11 protein-coding genes are annotated in these 17,935 nt (G+C 50.7%); 7 read left to right on the top strand and 4 right to left on the bottom strand.

What is annotated here, in order from left to right; all coding sequences use genetic code 11:
• Positions 1 to 114 precede the first annotated feature (114 nt).
• Together ACKWCC_RS15940 and ACKWCC_RS15945 are read left to right on the top strand one after the other, a co-directional pair.
• Positions 115 to 1,662, top strand: coding sequence for a sulfatase-like hydrolase/transferase (locus tag ACKWCC_RS15940; RefSeq protein ID WP_413996957.1), 1,548 nt, complete (start codon positions 115 to 117; stop codon positions 1,660 to 1,662).
• A gap of 87 nt (positions 1,663 to 1,749) precedes the next feature.
• Entirely contained in the window at positions 1,750 to 3,114 is a 1,365-nt protein-coding gene (locus tag ACKWCC_RS15945) for a transglutaminase-like domain-containing protein (protein ID WP_413996958.1), read from the top strand.
• 118 nt (positions 3,115 to 3,232) lie between these two features.
• Here the strand turns inward: ACKWCC_RS15945 and ACKWCC_RS15950 are convergent, their stop codons facing one another.
• Positions 3,233 to 3,484, bottom strand: a complete 252-nt coding sequence (locus tag ACKWCC_RS15950) for a hypothetical protein (RefSeq protein WP_413996959.1) — start codon at positions 3,482 to 3,484, stop codon at positions 3,233 to 3,235.
• A gap of 279 nt (positions 3,485 to 3,763) precedes the next feature.
• On the opposite strand from ACKWCC_RS15950, the gene ACKWCC_RS15955 reads away from it, so the two are divergent.
• On the top strand, positions 3,764 to 4,966 hold the full coding sequence (locus tag ACKWCC_RS15955; RefSeq protein WP_413996960.1) for an exonuclease SbcCD subunit D: 1,203 nt from the start codon (positions 3,764 to 3,766) through the stop codon (positions 4,964 to 4,966).
• Positions 4,967 to 5,106: 140 nt separating this feature from the next.
• A complete protein-coding gene (locus tag ACKWCC_RS15960) occupies positions 5,107 to 8,142 on the top strand; it encodes an AAA family ATPase (protein ID WP_413996961.1) in 3,036 nt (1,011 codons plus the stop codon).
• A 57-nt stretch (positions 8,143 to 8,199) separates the two neighbouring features.
• Here the strand turns inward: ACKWCC_RS15960 and ACKWCC_RS15965 are convergent, their stop codons facing one another.
• Together ACKWCC_RS15965 and ACKWCC_RS15970 are read right to left on the bottom strand one after the other, a co-directional pair.
• Positions 8,200 to 10,095: an endo-beta-N-acetylglucosaminidase gene (locus ACKWCC_RS15965; protein WP_413996962.1), complete on the bottom strand. Its 1,896-nt coding sequence runs from the start codon at positions 10,093 to 10,095 to the stop codon at positions 8,200 to 8,202.
• Between the two features lie 344 nt (positions 10,096 to 10,439).
• Positions 10,440 to 10,829, bottom strand: coding sequence for a hypothetical protein (locus ACKWCC_RS15970; protein WP_413996963.1), 390 nt, complete (start codon positions 10,827 to 10,829; stop codon positions 10,440 to 10,442).
• A gap of 429 nt (positions 10,830 to 11,258) precedes the next feature.
• On the opposite strand from ACKWCC_RS15970, the gene ACKWCC_RS15975 reads away from it, so the two are divergent.
• The 3 genes from ACKWCC_RS15975 (at position 11,259) to ACKWCC_RS15985 (ending at position 17,136) form a co-directional block, all read left to right on the top strand.
• On the top strand, positions 11,259 to 14,660 hold the full coding sequence (locus ACKWCC_RS15975; RefSeq protein WP_413996964.1) for a glycoside hydrolase family 38 N-terminal domain-containing protein: 3,402 nt from the start codon (positions 11,259 to 11,261) through the stop codon (positions 14,658 to 14,660).
• Positions 14,661 to 14,984: 324 nt separating this feature from the next.
• Positions 14,985 to 16,361 carry a sugar porter family MFS transporter gene (locus ACKWCC_RS15980; protein WP_413996965.1) on the top strand — a complete coding sequence of 459 codons (1,377 nt, stop codon included), beginning with the start codon at positions 14,985 to 14,987 and terminating at the stop codon, positions 16,359 to 16,361.
• Between the two features lies 1 nt (position 16,362).
• Complete coding sequence (locus tag ACKWCC_RS15985) at positions 16,363 to 17,136, top strand: SDR family NAD(P)-dependent oxidoreductase (RefSeq protein ID WP_413996966.1); 774 nt, start codon at positions 16,363 to 16,365, stop codon at positions 17,134 to 17,136.
• 150 nt (positions 17,137 to 17,286) lie between these two features.
• Here the strand turns inward: ACKWCC_RS15985 and ACKWCC_RS15990 are convergent, their stop codons facing one another.
• On the bottom strand, positions 17,287 to 17,715 hold the full coding sequence (locus ACKWCC_RS15990; protein ID WP_413996967.1) for a hypothetical protein: 429 nt from the start codon (positions 17,713 to 17,715) through the stop codon (positions 17,287 to 17,289).
• Positions 17,716 to 17,935: the final 220 nt, after the last annotated feature.

Here is a 17,935-nt window from a genome sequence, read left to right on the forward strand (position 1 = left end):
CCCTCAATGGGGTTGATGGCTGGTTCATTGCACATTGGCAGTGGTTCCTGATGATTTTTACCTAAATTGTATCTTTTAACACATCATGATTTAAAAATTTAAAAGCAGGATGGTATGTCTTTTTCCGGTTTAAGAATCTTGGTTTTGGTGGTTGTCCTTGCACTCTCCGCCTGTAAGGAACGTTCCACGGTCAATGAAACCAGGGCCGAAAAGCCCAACATCATCTTTCTCTTTACGGACGATCAGACCTTTGCCTCCATCAACGCCTTGGGCAACCTGGAGATCCAAACCCCAAACCTGGACCGGATGGTGAGAAACGGCACCACCTTTACCCACGCCTACAATATGGGCGGTTGGCACGGTGCCATCTGCGTGGCCTCCAGGGCCATGATCATATCCGGGGCCTATCTATGGAACGCCCGGGACAAGGCCAAACGCTGGGCAGCACGGGACAGCCTTGCCATGCAACGGACCTGGCCCAAGCTTTTGGAGCAACAGGGGTACGACACCTATATGAGCGGAAAGTGGCACGTGGAAGCCCCGGCCGAAATGCTTTTTTCGCGTACCGCGCACGTGCGCCCCGGAATGCCCCCCGATAGACGGGGCCAGCTCCCTGCCGCCTTCCAGAAATGGGAGGAGGAATCTGGCGACATGAAGGATTGGAACGAATACCTCCCCTTGGAGTACGCCCGTCCCGTGGATGTGAACGATACGCTTTGGCACCCGGCGGACAGTCTTCAAGGTGGCTTTTGGGAAGGTGGCACCCATTGGAGCGAAGTGGTGCGCAATGACGCCCTGGATTTCCTTGCCGAGGCCAGCAGCAAGGAAGCCCCCTTTTTTATGTACCTGGCCTTTAACGCGCCCCACGATCCCAGGCAGGCACCACAGGAATTCTTGGACCTCTACCCACTGGATTCCGTGGCCCTCCCCAAGAACTTTCTGCCCGAATATCCATATAGGTACGATATGGGCAATGCGCCCACCCTGAGGGATGAGGCCTTGGCGCCCTTTCCCAGAACGGAACATGCCGTTAAAAAACATCGGCAGGAATACTACGCCATCATTTCGCACCTGGACGCCCAGATCGGAAAAATCCTGGATGCGGTGGAAGCTTCGGGAAAAGCGGAAAACACCTATATCTTCTTTGGCAGCGACCACGGGCTTTCCGTGGGCCAGCACGGCCTCTTGGGCAAACAAAGCCTATTTGATCACAGCGTGCGCGTGCCCCTTATCGTCATGGGGCCTGGGGTTAGGAAGGATGTTCGGGTGCCCCATGATGTATATTTGCAAGATGTCATGGCCACGAGCCTGGATTTGGCGGGTGTGGAAAAACCAGACTTTGTACAGTTCAACAGTTTTGGGCCCCTACTTCGAGGGGAGGATTGGAAAACTCCTTACAACGGGGTGTATGGGGCCTATATGCACCTGCAGCGCATGATGCGAAAAGACGGTTACAAATTGTTGATTTACCCAAAGATTGGGAAGATCTTGCTTTTTGATCTGCAGGCAGACCCCAATGAAATGAACAACCTGGCGGCAATGCCCGAGCATAGGGAACGGGTGGGCAGCTTGTTCAAAGACCTTATGGAGATGCAGAAAACAATGAACGATACGCTGAACTTGCAGCCCTTGTTTACACAATGGGACAAGGAGGTCCAGTAGGGCTTGCCGGAGGGGTTTTATTATTGTAATTTCATTCCATAATCCCATACGCTTCACTTTATGGCCCATCATCGTACATTCCTGTTTTTGTCCCTAGTTTTCCTAATGGCCTGTGGCACGGCCGAAAAGAAAGAGAAGCCCTCCAACGGGGTGGCCTCCGCAATGGCGCCCAAAGTGGTCACGGCCGACATAGAGGCGGGCATTACCTCCCACATTGCCCAAAAAGTGGCGGCGGATGGAGGCTATTTTAAAATGGAAGATGCGGAGGGGAAGGAATTGAAACTCCAACTGGTACGCGTGCACACCGAGTACCTTTCCAATTTGGGCCCCAATCGTCATTTTGCCTGTGTGGACCTGGCCGATGTTAGTGGCGATGTCTATGATGTGGATTTCTTTCTGGAAGGCCCCGCGGGAGAAATGACGGTGACCGAAACCACCCTGCACAAACTCAATGGAAGACCTTTTTACACTTGGAAGCAGCGCGAGGACAAAACCTGGTACAAGCTGCCGCTGGAAGCCGCTTCTACCGACCTATTGGGCGTGGTGGAGGGTGAAGACCATTTTGAGTTCAGTTACGAGGTTACCTTACCGGAAATGGTCGGAAATGCGCAAATGTGGATTCCCATGGCACAGTCGGATTCCTTTCAGCAATTGAAGCTGGTGCAGGTGGAAACCCCCGTGGCCTATGACACCCTGAATGAGGCACGGTACGGCAATAAGGTGATGCATTTGCGCCTGGCGCCCGAGCACAGCGGTAAAAAGGTGCAGCTGCGCTATGAAGTGCAACGAAAGGAAAAACAGGCCTATGAAGATGGCACGCTGCCCAGCGATTATCTGGGGGCCAGTCTCCTTATGCCCATTGGAGATCGTTTCCAAACCCTGTCCGATTCCATTATTGGCAACAAGCACAAGGACGGCACCATTATGAAGGCCCGTGCCCTGTACGATTATATCATTGACAACATGCGCTACAGCAAGGCCGGGACCTATGGTACCGGAGATTCGGTATATGCCTGTGACGCCCTCACCGGAAACTGTACCGAGTTCCATTCCCTCTTCATCTCTTTGGCGCGGTCTGCCGGCATCCCAGCCCGTTTTGCCGTGGGCGCCTCCATACCCAGTGATCGCAACGAGGGGGGCATATCGGGCTATCATTGTTGGGCAGAATTTTATGCCGAGGGCAAATGGTGGCCGGTGGACATCAGTGAGGCCAATAAGTACAGCGCCTTGGCCACCTATTATTTTGGGCGGCATCCCGCCAATAGAATTGAGTTTACCAGGGGCAGGGATCTGGTGCTGGAGCCTGGGCCCAATTCCGGCCCCATAAACTTTATGGCCTATCCGGTGCTGGAAGAGGAAGGCAAGGCGCGCTACCCGGAAACATTTTTCTCCTTTGTGCGTTCCAAGGCCCCAGAAAATCCGAAAGCCAAAACAGGCGTTGCCGGCCCTTAAGGACAGGTTGCCGTCAAAGGGAAAAGTCTCGGCAGGTTGTTAAGGGCAAAAAAAAATCGGCCATTCCGTGTTGAAACGAAACGACCGATGTACTGAAGTCCCAATGGGCGTTTTCCGCTTAGTTGGGGTGCTCATCTCCCCCGTTGCTGGGATGTTCCTCGCCACTGGGGTGCTCATCGCCTCCCGTGGGGTGTTCGTCCTTGGCCTCGCCATCACTACTGGGATGCTCCTCCGCCTCAGGGGCAACTTCCTGTTGTTCGGTCTGTTCTGCTTTTTTCTGTTCCCTGCAAGAGGTCAGCGCACCGGCACCAATAAAGGCGGCCAGCAGCAACATCAGGGCAAAACGTTTTAGTTCCTCGGTCTTGTTCATTATCACAAAAGATTTAAGGTTAGGGCCAAGGAAGTCATTTCATTGGCCATCGAAGTAAAGATACCAAAATTTTCAAAGCTGTGGCAAGGGAGAACATATTGTGGCCGTGAGCTCTTTTTTGTTGATAACCGAGGTTTGGACAAAGGGTCTGGCTTTGGAAACAAATTGCGCCATCCTTACCATAAAGGAAGGTCCACAATCTAAATTTCAATGAATTCTCCATTGCATCTCTCCAAAAATCCATAATATTAGGGGCGGATACAAAACCTGTGGCGTCCCATGAAAATTCTGCACACTTCAGACTGGCACATTGGCAAGCAATTGCACAAGTACGACCTTGCCGAAGACCTACAATGCTTCTTTGATTGGTTGATCGGCTACCTTGAGGCCGAGGCCGTGGATGTGCTCTTGGTCTCCGGGGATGTCTTTGACCAGGCCAATCCTTCCCAGGCCGCCTACAAGCAGTACTACGATGTGCTGAGGCAACTGACACAGCTGCCTTGCAAGATCGTGATCACGGGCGGCAACCACGACTCGGCCGCTGTGCTCAATGCGCCAAGGGAACTTCTAAAGGCCTTTGACATCACCGTCATCGGGGGTGCCACGGAGCAGCTGGAAGACGTGTTTGTGCCCATTGAAAAGAACGGCCAGAAATTGGTGGTGGCGGCGGTGCCCTTTTTAAAGGACCGCGACATCCGCAAGTCGGCGGCAGGGGAAAGCTACGCCACCAAAATAGAACAGGTCAGGGCCGGACTGCAAGGCTATTTTTCGGACATCAACACCCATTATACCTCCCATTTTTCCGATGCTTTCTTTGTGGTCATGGGGCATCTGTATGTCCAGGGAAGTGCCATTTCGGAAAGCGAACGGGAGATACAGGTCGGAAATCAGGCCGGGGTATCCGCTGCTGTGTTCCAGGGGGTTCCCGATTATGTGGCGCTGGGCCATATCCACAAACCCCAGGTGGTGTCCCAAGAAGGCCAGATCCACTACTGTGGGTCGCCCATATCCCTGAGTTTTTCCGAACGTGAAGATCAAAAACAGGTGAATGTCATCACCCTAAAAAACAATAAACTGGCCCATTTGGAAAGGGTTCCCGTGCCCAAGGGCCGAAACCTATTGACTTTTTCCGGAAGCCTGGAAGAGGTACGCCAGCAGTTGCTGGATTACAATGCCAAGACCCCGTTGCTTTCCCTGGCCGAGGTGGTGGTGAACGAAGCGACCGAGAGCTTGGAAAGAAGGCAGGCCTTTGAGGCCCTCCTGAACGATGCGCCCAACCCCTTGCTGCAGATTGTAAAATCCCGACTTACGTTTGCCAATAAGGTGCGCGGCGCCAGTGAGGCCTTCGCCGTGGGCACCGATGTGGCCGATGTAACGCCCATGCAGATGTTCACCAAAAAACTGGAACTCCAGTCCGGATTGGAGAACACCGAGGAGCTCAAGGCGGCCTTTAAGGACATTTTGCAGGAATTGGGCATATAGTGCCCTGGCCGAAGGCACAAGACCGGCGCATTTGGCATTTTTTGGGTTTTGGCACAATGGAACGCTGCGGAAAGCCACTGTTGTTACCGGGCAATGTGGTGCGGGGACAAGAAACATAAGAAAGAACAAAAGGAAGTTGGATGAAGATCCTGAACATACGTTTTAAGAACATTCACTCCCTAAAAGGGGAGCACCAAGTGGATTTTGCCCACGGGCCCTTGGCCGATGCCGGACTCTTTGCCATTACCGGCCCCACGGGATCGGGCAAATCTTCCCTGCTCGATGTCATTACCCTGGCCCTTTACAACCGCATTGCCCGGGTGGGGAAGTCGGTGAGCAATTCCCTGCTCGAGGACGATGGCGGCATCATGACACGCAATGCCCGAAGTTGCTTTGCCGAGGTCACCTATGCGGTAAAAGGCAGGGCGTACCGCAGTCATTGGAGCATTGAACGCAACCGCAACCATAACCTGAACAACAGAAAGCAGGAGCTGGTGGACGTGGCCACGGGCACTATTCTGCACAGCGGCACCAAGACGCCAGAGCAGAACGAGGCCATTATAAAGCTCAGTTACGAGCAGTTTGTCAAGGCCATGGTGCTCTCCCAGGGCGAGTTCAGCAAGCTGTTGCAAGCGCCCCGGAACGAGCGCAACAAATTGTTGGAAGACCTTACCGGGGCACGATCGTACCGCAATATTGGCCGCGCGGTTTTTCACCGCCATGCCGCCGTTAAAAAGGAAGTGGAGCTCAAAGAGGCGGGGCTGCAGCACATGGCCCTTTTCACCGATGAGGAACGAAGGGAAAGGAAAGCACAACTGACGGAGCTGAGGCAACAGCGGAAAGCGGCAGCGGAGCTTTTGGAGGTACAGCGCGGCAAACGGGAGGTGAGGGCGCAGTTGGGGGCACAAGAACAAAAACACAGGGAATACGCCGAAAAAGCAAAGCGATTGGCGCAAATGTTCGTGGATTTTAAAGTCCAGGACACACGCCTGGCCAGGCACGGACAGCTGGTGAAACACTCAGATTTGCTCCGGGACCATGAACTGGCGCAGAAAGAAAGGGAAAAGGCCCAGGCCCAGCTTCAGAAATTACGGGCAGAGGAGAAGGAGATCGCCCGGGAGTTGGGCACTCAGCTCAAGGCCATAGGCCAAGCGGTGGGGAAGTCCGTGGGCCAAGACAATGCCCTTGGGGTCCTGGAAAAGTTTAGAAAGGACATTGTGGCGCTGCAGGCCCAGGAGCGTGAACAAGAGGGGCAGGCCCAGCTCCATCTTTCCCAACTGCGCCAAATGGCGGGCAAGGTACGGGAGTTGGGCCATGCCCTGGAACCCAAGGCCGATCCGGCCGAAGTTAAACGGGATCTGGAGGAAATAACGGATAGGGTGTCCAAGATCATAAAGGATTCCGGTGTCACCTCCAGTGCCGAATTGGAGCAGCGGCTGGACGCCCTGAGGCAAGACCTGGACCGCGCCAAGGAGCTAAAGGGTTTAAAGGAACAGTACACAAGGTTGGAGGAACAACTGACAAGGGCCAAGAAGGCCCTGCGGACCGAGTTGGAAAAAGGGGAAAAGGATGCCATGGCACGCCAACAACTGGCCCAGGATCTGGAGGCGCTGCAACAAGAGGTGGCCCTTTTGAGGAAGAATTTGGAACACCAGCGCCTGCACCAGCGCCTGGAGGGGCAACGCGCCCAGTTACGGGAGGGCCAACCCTGTCCGCTGTGCGGGTCCCTGGAACATCCGTATGCCGGTTCCGAGCCCCATTTCAACGCCGATGCGGATCGGTTGAAACAAATGGAAGCCCTTTTGGAGAGCCAGAACAATACCCACATTGCCCTACAGGAAAGTGAGAAGTACAGGAACAAGGAGATGGAACGGCTAAAAGCCGAGAGGCAAACACTGGGTGAGGCCCAGGCCAAAGTGGGCGGGGAAATGGAACAGCGCTGCCGTGAGCTGGGCTGGCCCCCAACCATTGACCTGGATGAGATGCAGGAGAAACAAAGGGCATTGGAAGAACAATTGTCTTTTTTGCACCGGTCCAAAGGGGCTTTTTCCGTAAACGCCCTTCTGGAAGAGATGGAACTCATCAGGGCGGCATGGCAGCTGGCCGTTGAGGGCCATGCCGCATTGAAACTGGCCCGGGAGAAACGGTACAAAGGAACGGACATAGACGCCGAGGCCAACCGTTTGTCCCAAAAGATGACCACGGCCCGCACGGCACAGGAGCAAACCCTGTTGCAATTGCAGGAAGCGGAGGTTCAACTGAAAAAGGCCTTGGAGGCGGAAAAGGATCAACAGGCCAAAATGCAAGCCGTGCTCTCAAAGGAAGGGCTGGCCAATGCAGCGGACTTAAAACGTGCCATCCTGCCAGAGCAAACGGCACAGGAATATCGGGAGCGAAAGAACGAACTGCAGCTGTGGAAGGCCACCCTGGACCAGAAACAGGCGGAGAACCGGGAGCAGCTGAATTTGCTACGGGAAAAGGACGACACCCAGCGCTCCACGGAAGCATTGGAGGTCGCGTTTTTGGAGGCCAAGGCCCAAAGCGATGCCTTGGGCGAAGAATTTGGAAAGATTTCCCAAGCCTTGGCCAATGACGAACAAATGCGCCAAAAATTTGAGGCCCAGCAGGTCTTGTTGGCCAAGTTAAAAAAGGACGCACTGCTTTGGAAGACCATGAACGACCTCATAGGGGATGCCAATGGCAACAAGTTCTCCAATTTTGTGCAAGACCTTACCCTGGAGCAGCTCATTGGCCATGCCAACCGTCGTTTGGCAGAATTTACCGATCGCTATCTCTTGGACATTCCCACGGCGGACGAGGCAGAAAAGAGCGACACCCTTAAGATACTGGATGCCTATATGGGCAACGCGCGCCGATCGGTGCGCACCCTCTCCGGCGGCGAGACCTTTTTGGTGAGTTTGGCCATGGCCTTTGCCCTTTCGGACATTGCCTCGCGGAACGTAAAGATAGAATCGCTCTTCATTGACGAGGGCTTTGGCACTTTGGATCCAGATACCTTGGACCAGGCCATTACCATTTTGGAAAAAATGCAGAACGAGGGCGATCGTTCGGTAGGGGTGATTTCCCACGTGGGGGCGCTAAAGGAGCGGATCACCACCCAAATTCAGTTGGAAAAGGGCAGTTTGGGACATTCACAGGTGCGGGTGGTGCAGTAATGTGCCCGGCCAATTTCAGGGCCCTGCAGTTGGGTGTGATGCGGATGCCAATTCCTCCTAGGGCACTGTAATCTTCTTTTTTCCGCTCTTGCCCGGGGTGCCATCTTGGGCCAAGGGCGTCACCATTAATTGTACGGATGTCCCTGAAACCGGTACACGGGCAAGGTAATAGTCTGCCGAAGCGGTTTTGCCCAACCAGGTTTTATTGCCTTGCCCGTCCAATGCATAAACAGCGTAAAACGGCGCCGTTTTTTCTTCGATATGCAAGAAGACCTCTGCCAGCTTATCTTGGTTGGAAACTATCTTTGCCGAAAACTTGGGTGCCGGCAACCTTTTTTCCTTTTGCCCATAGGCCAGTATTTCCCCTAAAAACGCCTGCCCCTTACCTTTTACGAGCAGGCTCAGCCGGGTTAACCTTACCCCTGGTTCTTTGTCCAGGGAGAAGCGGGTCTTTGTCCATTGAAGCCCCTTTTCTAGCGGGAACACCCGTTCTTCCCCATTGGAGAGCAGGCAGTGCAGTTGCAGCTGTACCGTGGGGTCTGCTTTTGCCACCACCTCAAATTTTACGGTCCGATCCAATCCAAGCACCGTTTTGTACAGCGGTATTTGGGCATGGTCATTGGCTTCTATGAGCAGACTGCTACCACCTTCATAGCTTTCGGTAAAGCTAAACGTGGGCCGCACCTTTAAGGTGTCCACCTCCCACTGCCAAGTGGGCAGGATGTCCTGTATGCTATGGTTGTGCCATTCTTTATCGGAAACTCGTTTGCCTTTTTCGTTGTAAAACCGGCCCAGTCCGTAATTGAAGTTGGTCTTGAACGGGAGATCGCTTACCACGGTACGGGGTTCAAAAAATTTTGAGAACCCTTGCCATCTAGAGGTGCCAAAACGGGTTTTGAATTCCGGCCCTCCGGTCCAGAACTTTTGTTCGCTATCGTACACATCTTCCGGTTGTTCTGTTTTTGAATGGCTAAAGGTGGAATTGGAAAAATAGAGTCCGATCGAGGTATTTTTGGGTTTGTTGTCCTCGAACAGATCGTCCCATTTTGCCATGGACCTAAAACTCTTTGCCTGCACATCGATGCCCGCATACAGGTCCCATTCGCTGCGTCCCAGTTTTTGGGCATTGCGTTTGGAATCTTCCAAATTGGTGGCACTGTAGCGAAAGTTGATAAAGAAGACGTCCGACTGTACTTGATCGTCTTTTTGAAAATACATTTGGTTATGATGGTTGAGTTCATCTTGCCATATCACTCGGCTGTCTTTGATCATGGCATCGTACCAAACCAGTTTTAAATCCGAACGCTGTTTGTAGTAGGTTAAAAAGTCGATCATTTTCTCCGCCGTACCCTCTTTTAGATCGTAGGTTTCTTGGTTTATGAACCACCCATCAAACTTATAGGTCTGTGCCACTTCGATCAGCTTGTCCGCCACCGGAAAACTTCCGTCCTCGCGCTGCACCAGAAATTCATAGACCCATTCTTCCTTGCCGCCATATACATTTGGCGGAAAGAATACGGTCCCAATGGATCGCACCCCGTTCTTGTGCGCGGCATCGGTCCAAGTGGGCAAAGGTGCTAGAATGAGGCCTTCGGCTGCCGATCCACCCCATTGCACAAAATAATCCAGGTACTGCCAGTAGGGAAAGGCATATTCGGTGACCGAAGTAAAGCCTTGGGCAGGGTGGTTATTGGTGGCATAGGGGGCCATAAGGGCAATGATGCCCGGTATTTTGGTGTCTGGGGTTATTGGGGTGCTGTCGTTTAGAAAGCGTTTGGCCAAGGGGATTTGGCTCACGTTGTATTTGGCCTCGGGGTCGTTCTCCGGGGACCATTCCAAAAGTTCATGCACAAACCAGTAGGAAGCGTAAGGTTGCTTTGTAGGCTGTTCCTTAGTTTGGGAAAAGCCCGCCATGGCCGAAAAAAGAAGTAGGAATATACTGGTGAATTTCATCCGTTTAATTTTTTTAGTTATCTGAAAAAAAACTAATTGAAAAATATGGGAACCCCGCACGTGCGGGATAACCGCTACGCTCTCACATTAAAAATTCTAAACATCGCCTTTCGCGAAGTAATTTTTAAAATTTTTTAATGCTCGTTTCATCTGTTTGTTTTTGTTGTTTTGGAATGATTGCCTGTACCATGGGATGGTTAAAGCACGCATTGCCAGTTGTTCTCAAGGGTGGTTTAAATGATGTTGGTTTTATTTATGAAAAGGGATATTAGGTGATTTTTGGGCCTTCCGGTGGTTGAACAGTTTTGTCTGACCAAGTGTTTGGATCCTGAAATTGCCATACTTCAAAAATAGGGGATTTTAAAATGTTGGCCGTGGTTCATATTGTCCATTAATGAATGAATGTTAACGTGTGGCCTGGTTCCTTGGGTTTCTAGAACATAGCTGGCTTTGGGATGTAAAAAAAGGGATGTCAGACTAAAAAAAAACTGCTTTGGAAGCGTGTGTACAGGTTTTTTTTGACCACCGGGAGTGGCCCAGGGCATCGTTTTCCCGATACGCTTTTTGAACCCGACTGCCAATGGATGCCGGATTGCCGGGCAAGTAGGCCAGTTCTCTTTTAGAAATTCTGCCAAAGAAATTGAATTGTTTTTTTTGGCCTGCGAAAAAGAAAAACCGGGCATAGCCCAGCTAAGGCTTATTTTAATTTGAAGTGGGGCGTAAAAAGAAACCATTTATAGGCTGATTCTCAATTGGGAAATGGTATGAGACCCGTTACGCATCCTTTTGCTGGCAAGGTTTTTATGGGTGATATTGGCGTGTTTGCTCTCAATGATTTCCTTGGGTTTCAGGGCTTCCGAACTGCTGGATCGGGCCTAGTGGGACGTTGGTTTCAAGAATCTCTTTAGTGTCCAAAGAGGCAGCAGACGTTTTCATGTTAAAATCCATTCAACACCTGTTAAAAATGAAGAGAATGTATCTCCCAGAAGGTCATAACTTGCGGAAGGGACGGGGTTTGCCTTCTCCCTCTTTTTGCCAATGACAAAAAAGCGAGAAAAAGCAAACGTTCTTGGTGTTGTATGGTAGTGTCCGAACCAGCGCAGGGAAATAGTGGCGACTGCGTGAAATGTTTAAAATGAGCCTTAAGCAACAAACCTTATATGATGAAAAAAGTAATAGTGCCCCTTATTCTCGTGCTCTTGATGGCGGCGCCACCGGCGTCTGCCCAGGACAACTATCTTTCTGGATACCAGCGCTCCGTAAGCGGAAGCAAGTTTACCTATCATTCCCCCTTTTCCTATAGGGAGAAGAGTCTTCTTGCACGCGCCAGGGCAGAATTTGAGCCAATAGTGTGGGAAACCGCGGCAGTGCCCGAGGACTACACTAAAAAAACCGCCACGTTTATTTGGTCTTACGGCATCAGCGCCAAGGTTCCCGGGGAAGATTTTGATCTGTATGTGGACGATAGAAAGGTGATCACCTTTTCATCGCCCACCAAAAACGAGGCTACGCGCAGCTTCTCCAGTAAAGATGGGGTGGAACTTACCTTTAAACGCTCCATGGTGGATATGAACAGGGATGAGATGGGCACGGCCGTTTTGAGCCTGCCAAGGGGATACTTTACCCCGGGCAAGACCGTTGTGCTCAAAATTGATGGTGTGGCCAACTATAGCAACGACTGGTTCATGACTTTTGAGCGCACGCTGAGCGAAGATATAACCTCAAAACAGCTCAAAATCGTGGTGAAAAAAGACGGAAAGCTGTTTCATAACATCAGGTTTGAATTCATGCACTTGAAGGAAGCCGTTGACGCCACGATAAGCACCTCCAATGCAAAAACCGATTTCCGCATAAACACCGGTTTCAATGAGGTGGACTTATTGGTGCCCGCTGTAAAGTCTCCAACAAAAGTAGAGGCCACGCTGCGTATGGGCAATGAGGAACGACCCATTAGTTTTATGGTGGCCCCCGTAAGGGAGTGGACCATACATTTGGTGCAGCACAGTCATACGGACATTGGATATACCCGTTCCCAAACGGAAATCTTAACGGAACATTTACGCTTTATAGATTACGCGCTGGACTATTGCGATCAAACAGATGATTACCCCGACGAGGCCAAGTTTAGATGGACCTGTGAGGCCGCCTGGACAGTGCGGGAATACTTAAAAAACAGACCTCAACGTCAAATAGACCGCCTCTTGCGGCGCATTAAGGAAGGGCGCATAGAGGTAACGGGCATGTTCTTTAATTTTTCCGAAATAATTGATGAGACGGCCTTGGCCATGCAGACCCAGGCGCTGACCCATTGTAAGGAGAAGGGCATAGATGTGACCACGGCCATGCAGAACGATGCCAATGGCATTGGCTGGGCCATGATAGACCTTTACAACAATACCGGGGTTAAATACCTTACCATGGGGCAGCACGGCCACAGGGCCCATGTCCCCTTTGACAAGCCCACCTCATTCTGGTGGGAATCGAATTCCGGAAACCGCTTGTTGGCCTACAGGAGCGAACATTACATGCACGGCAATGCCCTGAGCCTTACCTCGGGGGAAATAGACCAGTTCAGGGCCAACCTATCCACGTATCTTGATGAGCTGGAGCAAAAGAACTATCCCTATGACCGTACTGCCTTTCAGTTCTCTGGCTATCTCACGGACAATTCGCCCCCGTCCACCAAAGCTTGTGATATTGTAAAGGAATGGAACGAAAGATATGAATGGCCAAAACTGAAACTGTCCTTGGCCAGTGAGTTCATGATCCATTTGGAGGAACACCAGGCCAATGATCTCCCCGTTAAAAAAGTGGCCTGGCCAGATTGGTGGACAGATGGTTTTGGATCTGCTTTTACGGAGACCAAAACGGCAAGGAAGGTACACTCCAACATGATCGCCAATTTGGGCTTGTTGTCCATGTCCCAGTTCATGGGATCCCAATTGCCGGAAACCATTACCGGTGACATTGAGAGGGCCTATGATGAATTGCTCTTTTATGATGAGCACACCTTTGGTGCCGCCGAGAGCATTACCGATCCCCTGGTGGAAAACTCTGTCATACAATGGGGGCAAAAGTCGTCCTATGCCTGGACGGCCTTTAAAGAATCCAGTTTGATCCAAGAGAAGGCCCTGGGCATTGTGCAAGAACATGTTTCCAAAGGCGAACATGCCACCATAGCCGTTTTCAACACTTTGAACTGGAAACGGTCCGGACTGGTGGAAACCTACATAGACCATCAATTATTGCCCCTTGGCCGCGCGTTCAAGATTTTGGATGAGAATGGGGAAACCGTGCCCGTAGAGCGTGTTTCCAGTAGGGCAGATGGCAGCACCTACCACCTCTGGGCCCCGAACATTCCGGCAATGGGCTACGCCACATTTCGCGTTGTACTGGAAGATGGAGCCCATGCAGCAGAAGCCAAAACCATAAAAACCGAAACGCCCATTCTGGAAAACCACTTTTACCGCATTACCGTGGATGGGGAGAAAGGGGTGATCAGCAGTTTGTACGACAAGGAGCTGAAAAAAGAATTGGTAGATGCCACGAGCACCTACAAACTGGGAGAGTTCATCTACGAACAACCAGAGAACCGGCAATCCATGGAGCGCCTTACCAATGCCAATAAGGACACCGTTTATGTGCCCATAAAAAAGACCATGACCGGGCTCAGCGATATCACGGTGTCCCAGATGAAACAGACGCCCCTATGGACCAGTCTCAAAATAAACGGCAAAATAGAAAAATGTGCCGACCCAAGAGGGGTGAACCTGGAGATCAAGCTTTACAACACCTCCAAGAAAATAGTGCTTTCCTACGATATGGTAAAATTGCCCAACACCTCTCCCGAGGCTGTTTTTGTGGCCTTTCCATTTAAGATGAAAGATGGGGATGAACTGGCTTTTGATGTTCAGGGCGGAGTTGTGACCCCAGGGGTCAACCAGTTGGAGGGCACTTCGGCAGATTGGAACGTTATACAGAATTATGCAGCCGTTAAGAACGATGAGGCCCAGATTTTGTTCAGTACAACAGATGTCCCCTTGGTGCATTTTGGCAATATTAACACGGGTAGGTTCTATTATAGCCACAAACCCGAAAAGCCCCATATCTATTCTTGGGTGCTGAACAACTATTGGACCACCAACTTTAGGGCAAGTCAGGAAGGGGAAATGAAATGGAGCTATAGCATAAGTTCCTCCACGGATACATCCAACTCCCATGCCACGAGGTTTGGCTGGGGGAACAGGGTGCCCATGCTCACCAGGATCATTCCGCCCGGGAAGCCCAAGGAGAAGAACGCAAGCACCCCTAAGTCCGTGATGGACATTGATTTGCCCAACCTGCTCCTTGTAAACGCCAGGCCCCTGCCAATGGACGGGGGCATTATGTTGCACCTTAGGGAAATTGAAGGACAATCTGCCACCTTGAACATCCCTGAACTGCTGAGGCAAACGGGAAGTTCAAAGGCTTTTGAGGTGAACGTTCTTGGGGAGGAACTACAGCCACTGACCAAGCCCTTGCAAATGGACTATTATGAGACCAAATTTGTGCTCTTAAAGAAATAGCGGGCAATTTTATATAACACCGTCAACCTCGTTGCACTTGTTTTGGGCTTGCCCTGGACAGTGCCCAAAATCGCTGGAGATGGTTCTTGGCAGACACCTTATAAACCGGTGGCCGTGGGGAGAAAAGGTAGTATGGAGATGAAATTTAACATATTTCACGATAGGCCTGTCTCGGAATTTCCCGTTCATTCCTCCTCTTACATCGCACCACCGCGGGCAGGGGAGTTTACAAGGTCGGAACCGCCTTTTCAGGCTCTCGTTTCGTTTATGGGTGGAGCAAATTAAAATACGCCCTCTCGGATAATTAATTGATACTTTGAATAAATGAAGAGCAACGTAGGTTTTTTGGCTTTGATCGCAGCCCTTGGCGGTTTTTTGTTCGGCTATGATACGGCCATAATTTCTGGCACCATAGGTTTTGTGAAAACACAGTTTGGCCTAAGTACGGCGATGGAAGGCTGGTACGTGAGTTCTGCCCTAGTGGGCACCATTTTAGGTGTTTTGGTCGCAGGGCTTTTGAGCGATAGGTATGGCAGAAAGAACATGTTGATCATGTCCGGGATCTTTTTCGCGGCTTCTGCCGTGGGCTGTGTCATTTCCGGCTCTTTTCAAAGTCTTGTCATGTATCGTTTGCTCGGAGGGTTGGGGGTTGGGGTGGCATCCATGCTGTCTCCCCTTTACATATCCGAGATAGCACCGGCAAAAAACAGGGGCAGACTGGTGGCGCTTTACCAGTTGGCCATAACCCTTGGTATTTTATGTGCTTACTTTGCCAATGCCTATTTATTGTCCGTTTCCGAATCTGCGCCTTCTCTGGAGGCCTCGGGCTTTTGGTACAAAATCTCCGTAGCGGAGGTTTGGCGGGTTATGCTTGGTAGTGAAACCATACCCGCCCTGGTTTTTCTTTTATTGCTTTTGGCAATACCCAAAAGTCCAAGATGGCTCGCATCCAAGGGAAAGATCGAAGAAGCACAGCGCATTTTGAGAGGGTTTATGAGCCAAGAGGAGGCGGATATGGAGATCAAGCAGGTACGGGAAGTGCTTTCAAGGAAATCCTTGGGAATCAAATCTGTTTTCAACGGACCTTTTAGATTGGCCATGATCATTGGCATTGGTCTGGCTTTTTTAGGACAGCTCAGTGGCATTAACGCCATAATTTACTACGGTCCAAGAATTTTGGAAGAAGGCGGTATCCCCTTGGGAGAGGCCCTTGGCAGCCAGGTGATCATAGGTCTGGTAAATGTCATATTCACCTTTGTTGCACTTTGGAAAATAGATAAGATAGGGAGAAAGCCCTTATTGATATACGGTATCATTGGAATGACGATTTCTCTGCTCATGGTAGGCACCCTGTTTTACCTTGAGGTAAACAACACCTATTTGCTCATGACCTTTATACTCACATTTTTGGCGTGTTTTTCTTTTTCCTTTGGGCCTGTTTTATGGGTGCTCTTATCGGAAATATATCCTCTTAAGATTAGAGGTGCGGCCATGTCCATCGCCACCTTGGCGGTATGGTTGGGCGCCACATTCATTGGGCAAATGACACCGTGGCTGTTAGAGAACCTTTTGCCCCACGGGACCTTTTGGTTTTTTGCTATTTTTATGGTTCCCGCAATGTATCTGGTGGTTAAGATCCTGCCGGAAACCAAAGGTAAAAGTCTGGAAGAAATTGAAGATTACTGGTTGAAAAAAAAGTGATATGGGGAGATTAAAGGATAAGGTTGCCATTGTAACGGGAGCTGCGGACGGCATAGGCTTGGCCATTAGCAAAGTCTTCGCAAAGGAAGGTGCCACAGTGGTGATGGTCGATGTCAACGAAGATAAGTGCAAGCGGGAGGCCCAAGCGATCCTTCAACAGAACCAAAATGCACTGCCATTGTTTTGTGATGTGGGCAGCACCGATATGGTAAATGGCATGGTACAGACCTGTATGGAAACCTACGGCAGAATAGATGTATTGGTGAACAACGCCGCCATTTCTGTTTCCGGACTGGTCTCCGAAATGCCGGATGAGGATTGGGACCGTTTAATGAACGTGAACTTAAAGGGCGTCTTTAGGTGCATCCGGGCCTGCATGCCGCATATGCTCTTGGCAGAAAAGGGCAGTGTTGTGAACATTGCTTCGGGCCAGGCGCACAGAAGTTGGGACAATTGGACCGCCTACGCCACGGCCAAGGGCGGAATGCTTTCCATGACCACCCAATTGGCAGGACAGTTTGGTCACAAGAACATACGCTTTAACTCCATCTCTCCCGGGGCCATCTTAACGCCCATGGCAGAGGAGCGCATAGAAAAAGAAGGCGCGGCATACGTAAAGGCCTCAAAATTACAGGCTGCCATGCTCCGTTTTGGCAAGGACCATGAAGTAGCGCTCGCGGCATTGTTCCTGGCCTCTGACGAAGCCGCATACATTACGGGCGATGACATTAAGGTGGATGGTGGCCTTTGTGCGCTTCCCAGATATATGGAGTAAAAGCGGTGGGCTGGCCTGAGGGCAGGGCACCACCCAGGAAGCAGAACAAAAAGGACCGCCCCAACAAGACTGCCGTTCTTGGCAGAACGTTGCGTGCTCAAGTGGAAAGAAAAAAAGGCAAAAGAAGTGCTGTTGCCACGCCGTCACGGACTAGTCTTCCCAAACAGCTTCAATAAGGGCGTTTAAATCCTCTTGTTGCCCTTCATTTAGAAAATGAAACTCAAAGTCGCCCAAATGGGTATTGGCATCTTCCGTTATGGAGATTTCGGCATCCTCGGAAAGGGCAATATTGTGCCAGCATCCCTTGGGAATGTTGTACAATACTTTGGGTTTCATATTTTTTACCTCAAAGGTCACGTTGTCCCCCTCAATTTCCGCGGCGATCAAAACAGCTTGTCCGTTCATTAGCAAAAAGGTTTCGTCTGTCTTGTGGTGCACATCCACTTTCTTTATTGCTCCCGGGGCCAGGTCCGGGGTAAAATTCAATTGCGCCACTTGCCATTTGGGGCCAATGAGGTAAGGATTATAGCCGGATCCGGAATGGTAGTGTTCCGGTATTAGTTTTTTTTTGATTTTCATTGAGATGCGTAATATATTGGCATTGAACGATCTTACTGCCAATTAAAATTCATAAAAAAAAGTATGGTCTTGGTTGATTGGATGCTACATTAACTAAAAGGCTCTATCGTGTTTTGAGTGGGTAAGTTAGTAAATTGTTATTTTCGGGGGATGGAAAATTCCAAGGAAATATTCGCACTCGCCCTGGGTCTTACCGATCCGTGGTATATAAAGGAGATGT

The sequence above is a fragment of the Maribacter aquimarinus genome (assembly GCF_047345505.1).
GTDB lineage: Bacteria > Bacteroidota > Bacteroidia > Flavobacteriales > Flavobacteriaceae > Maribacter.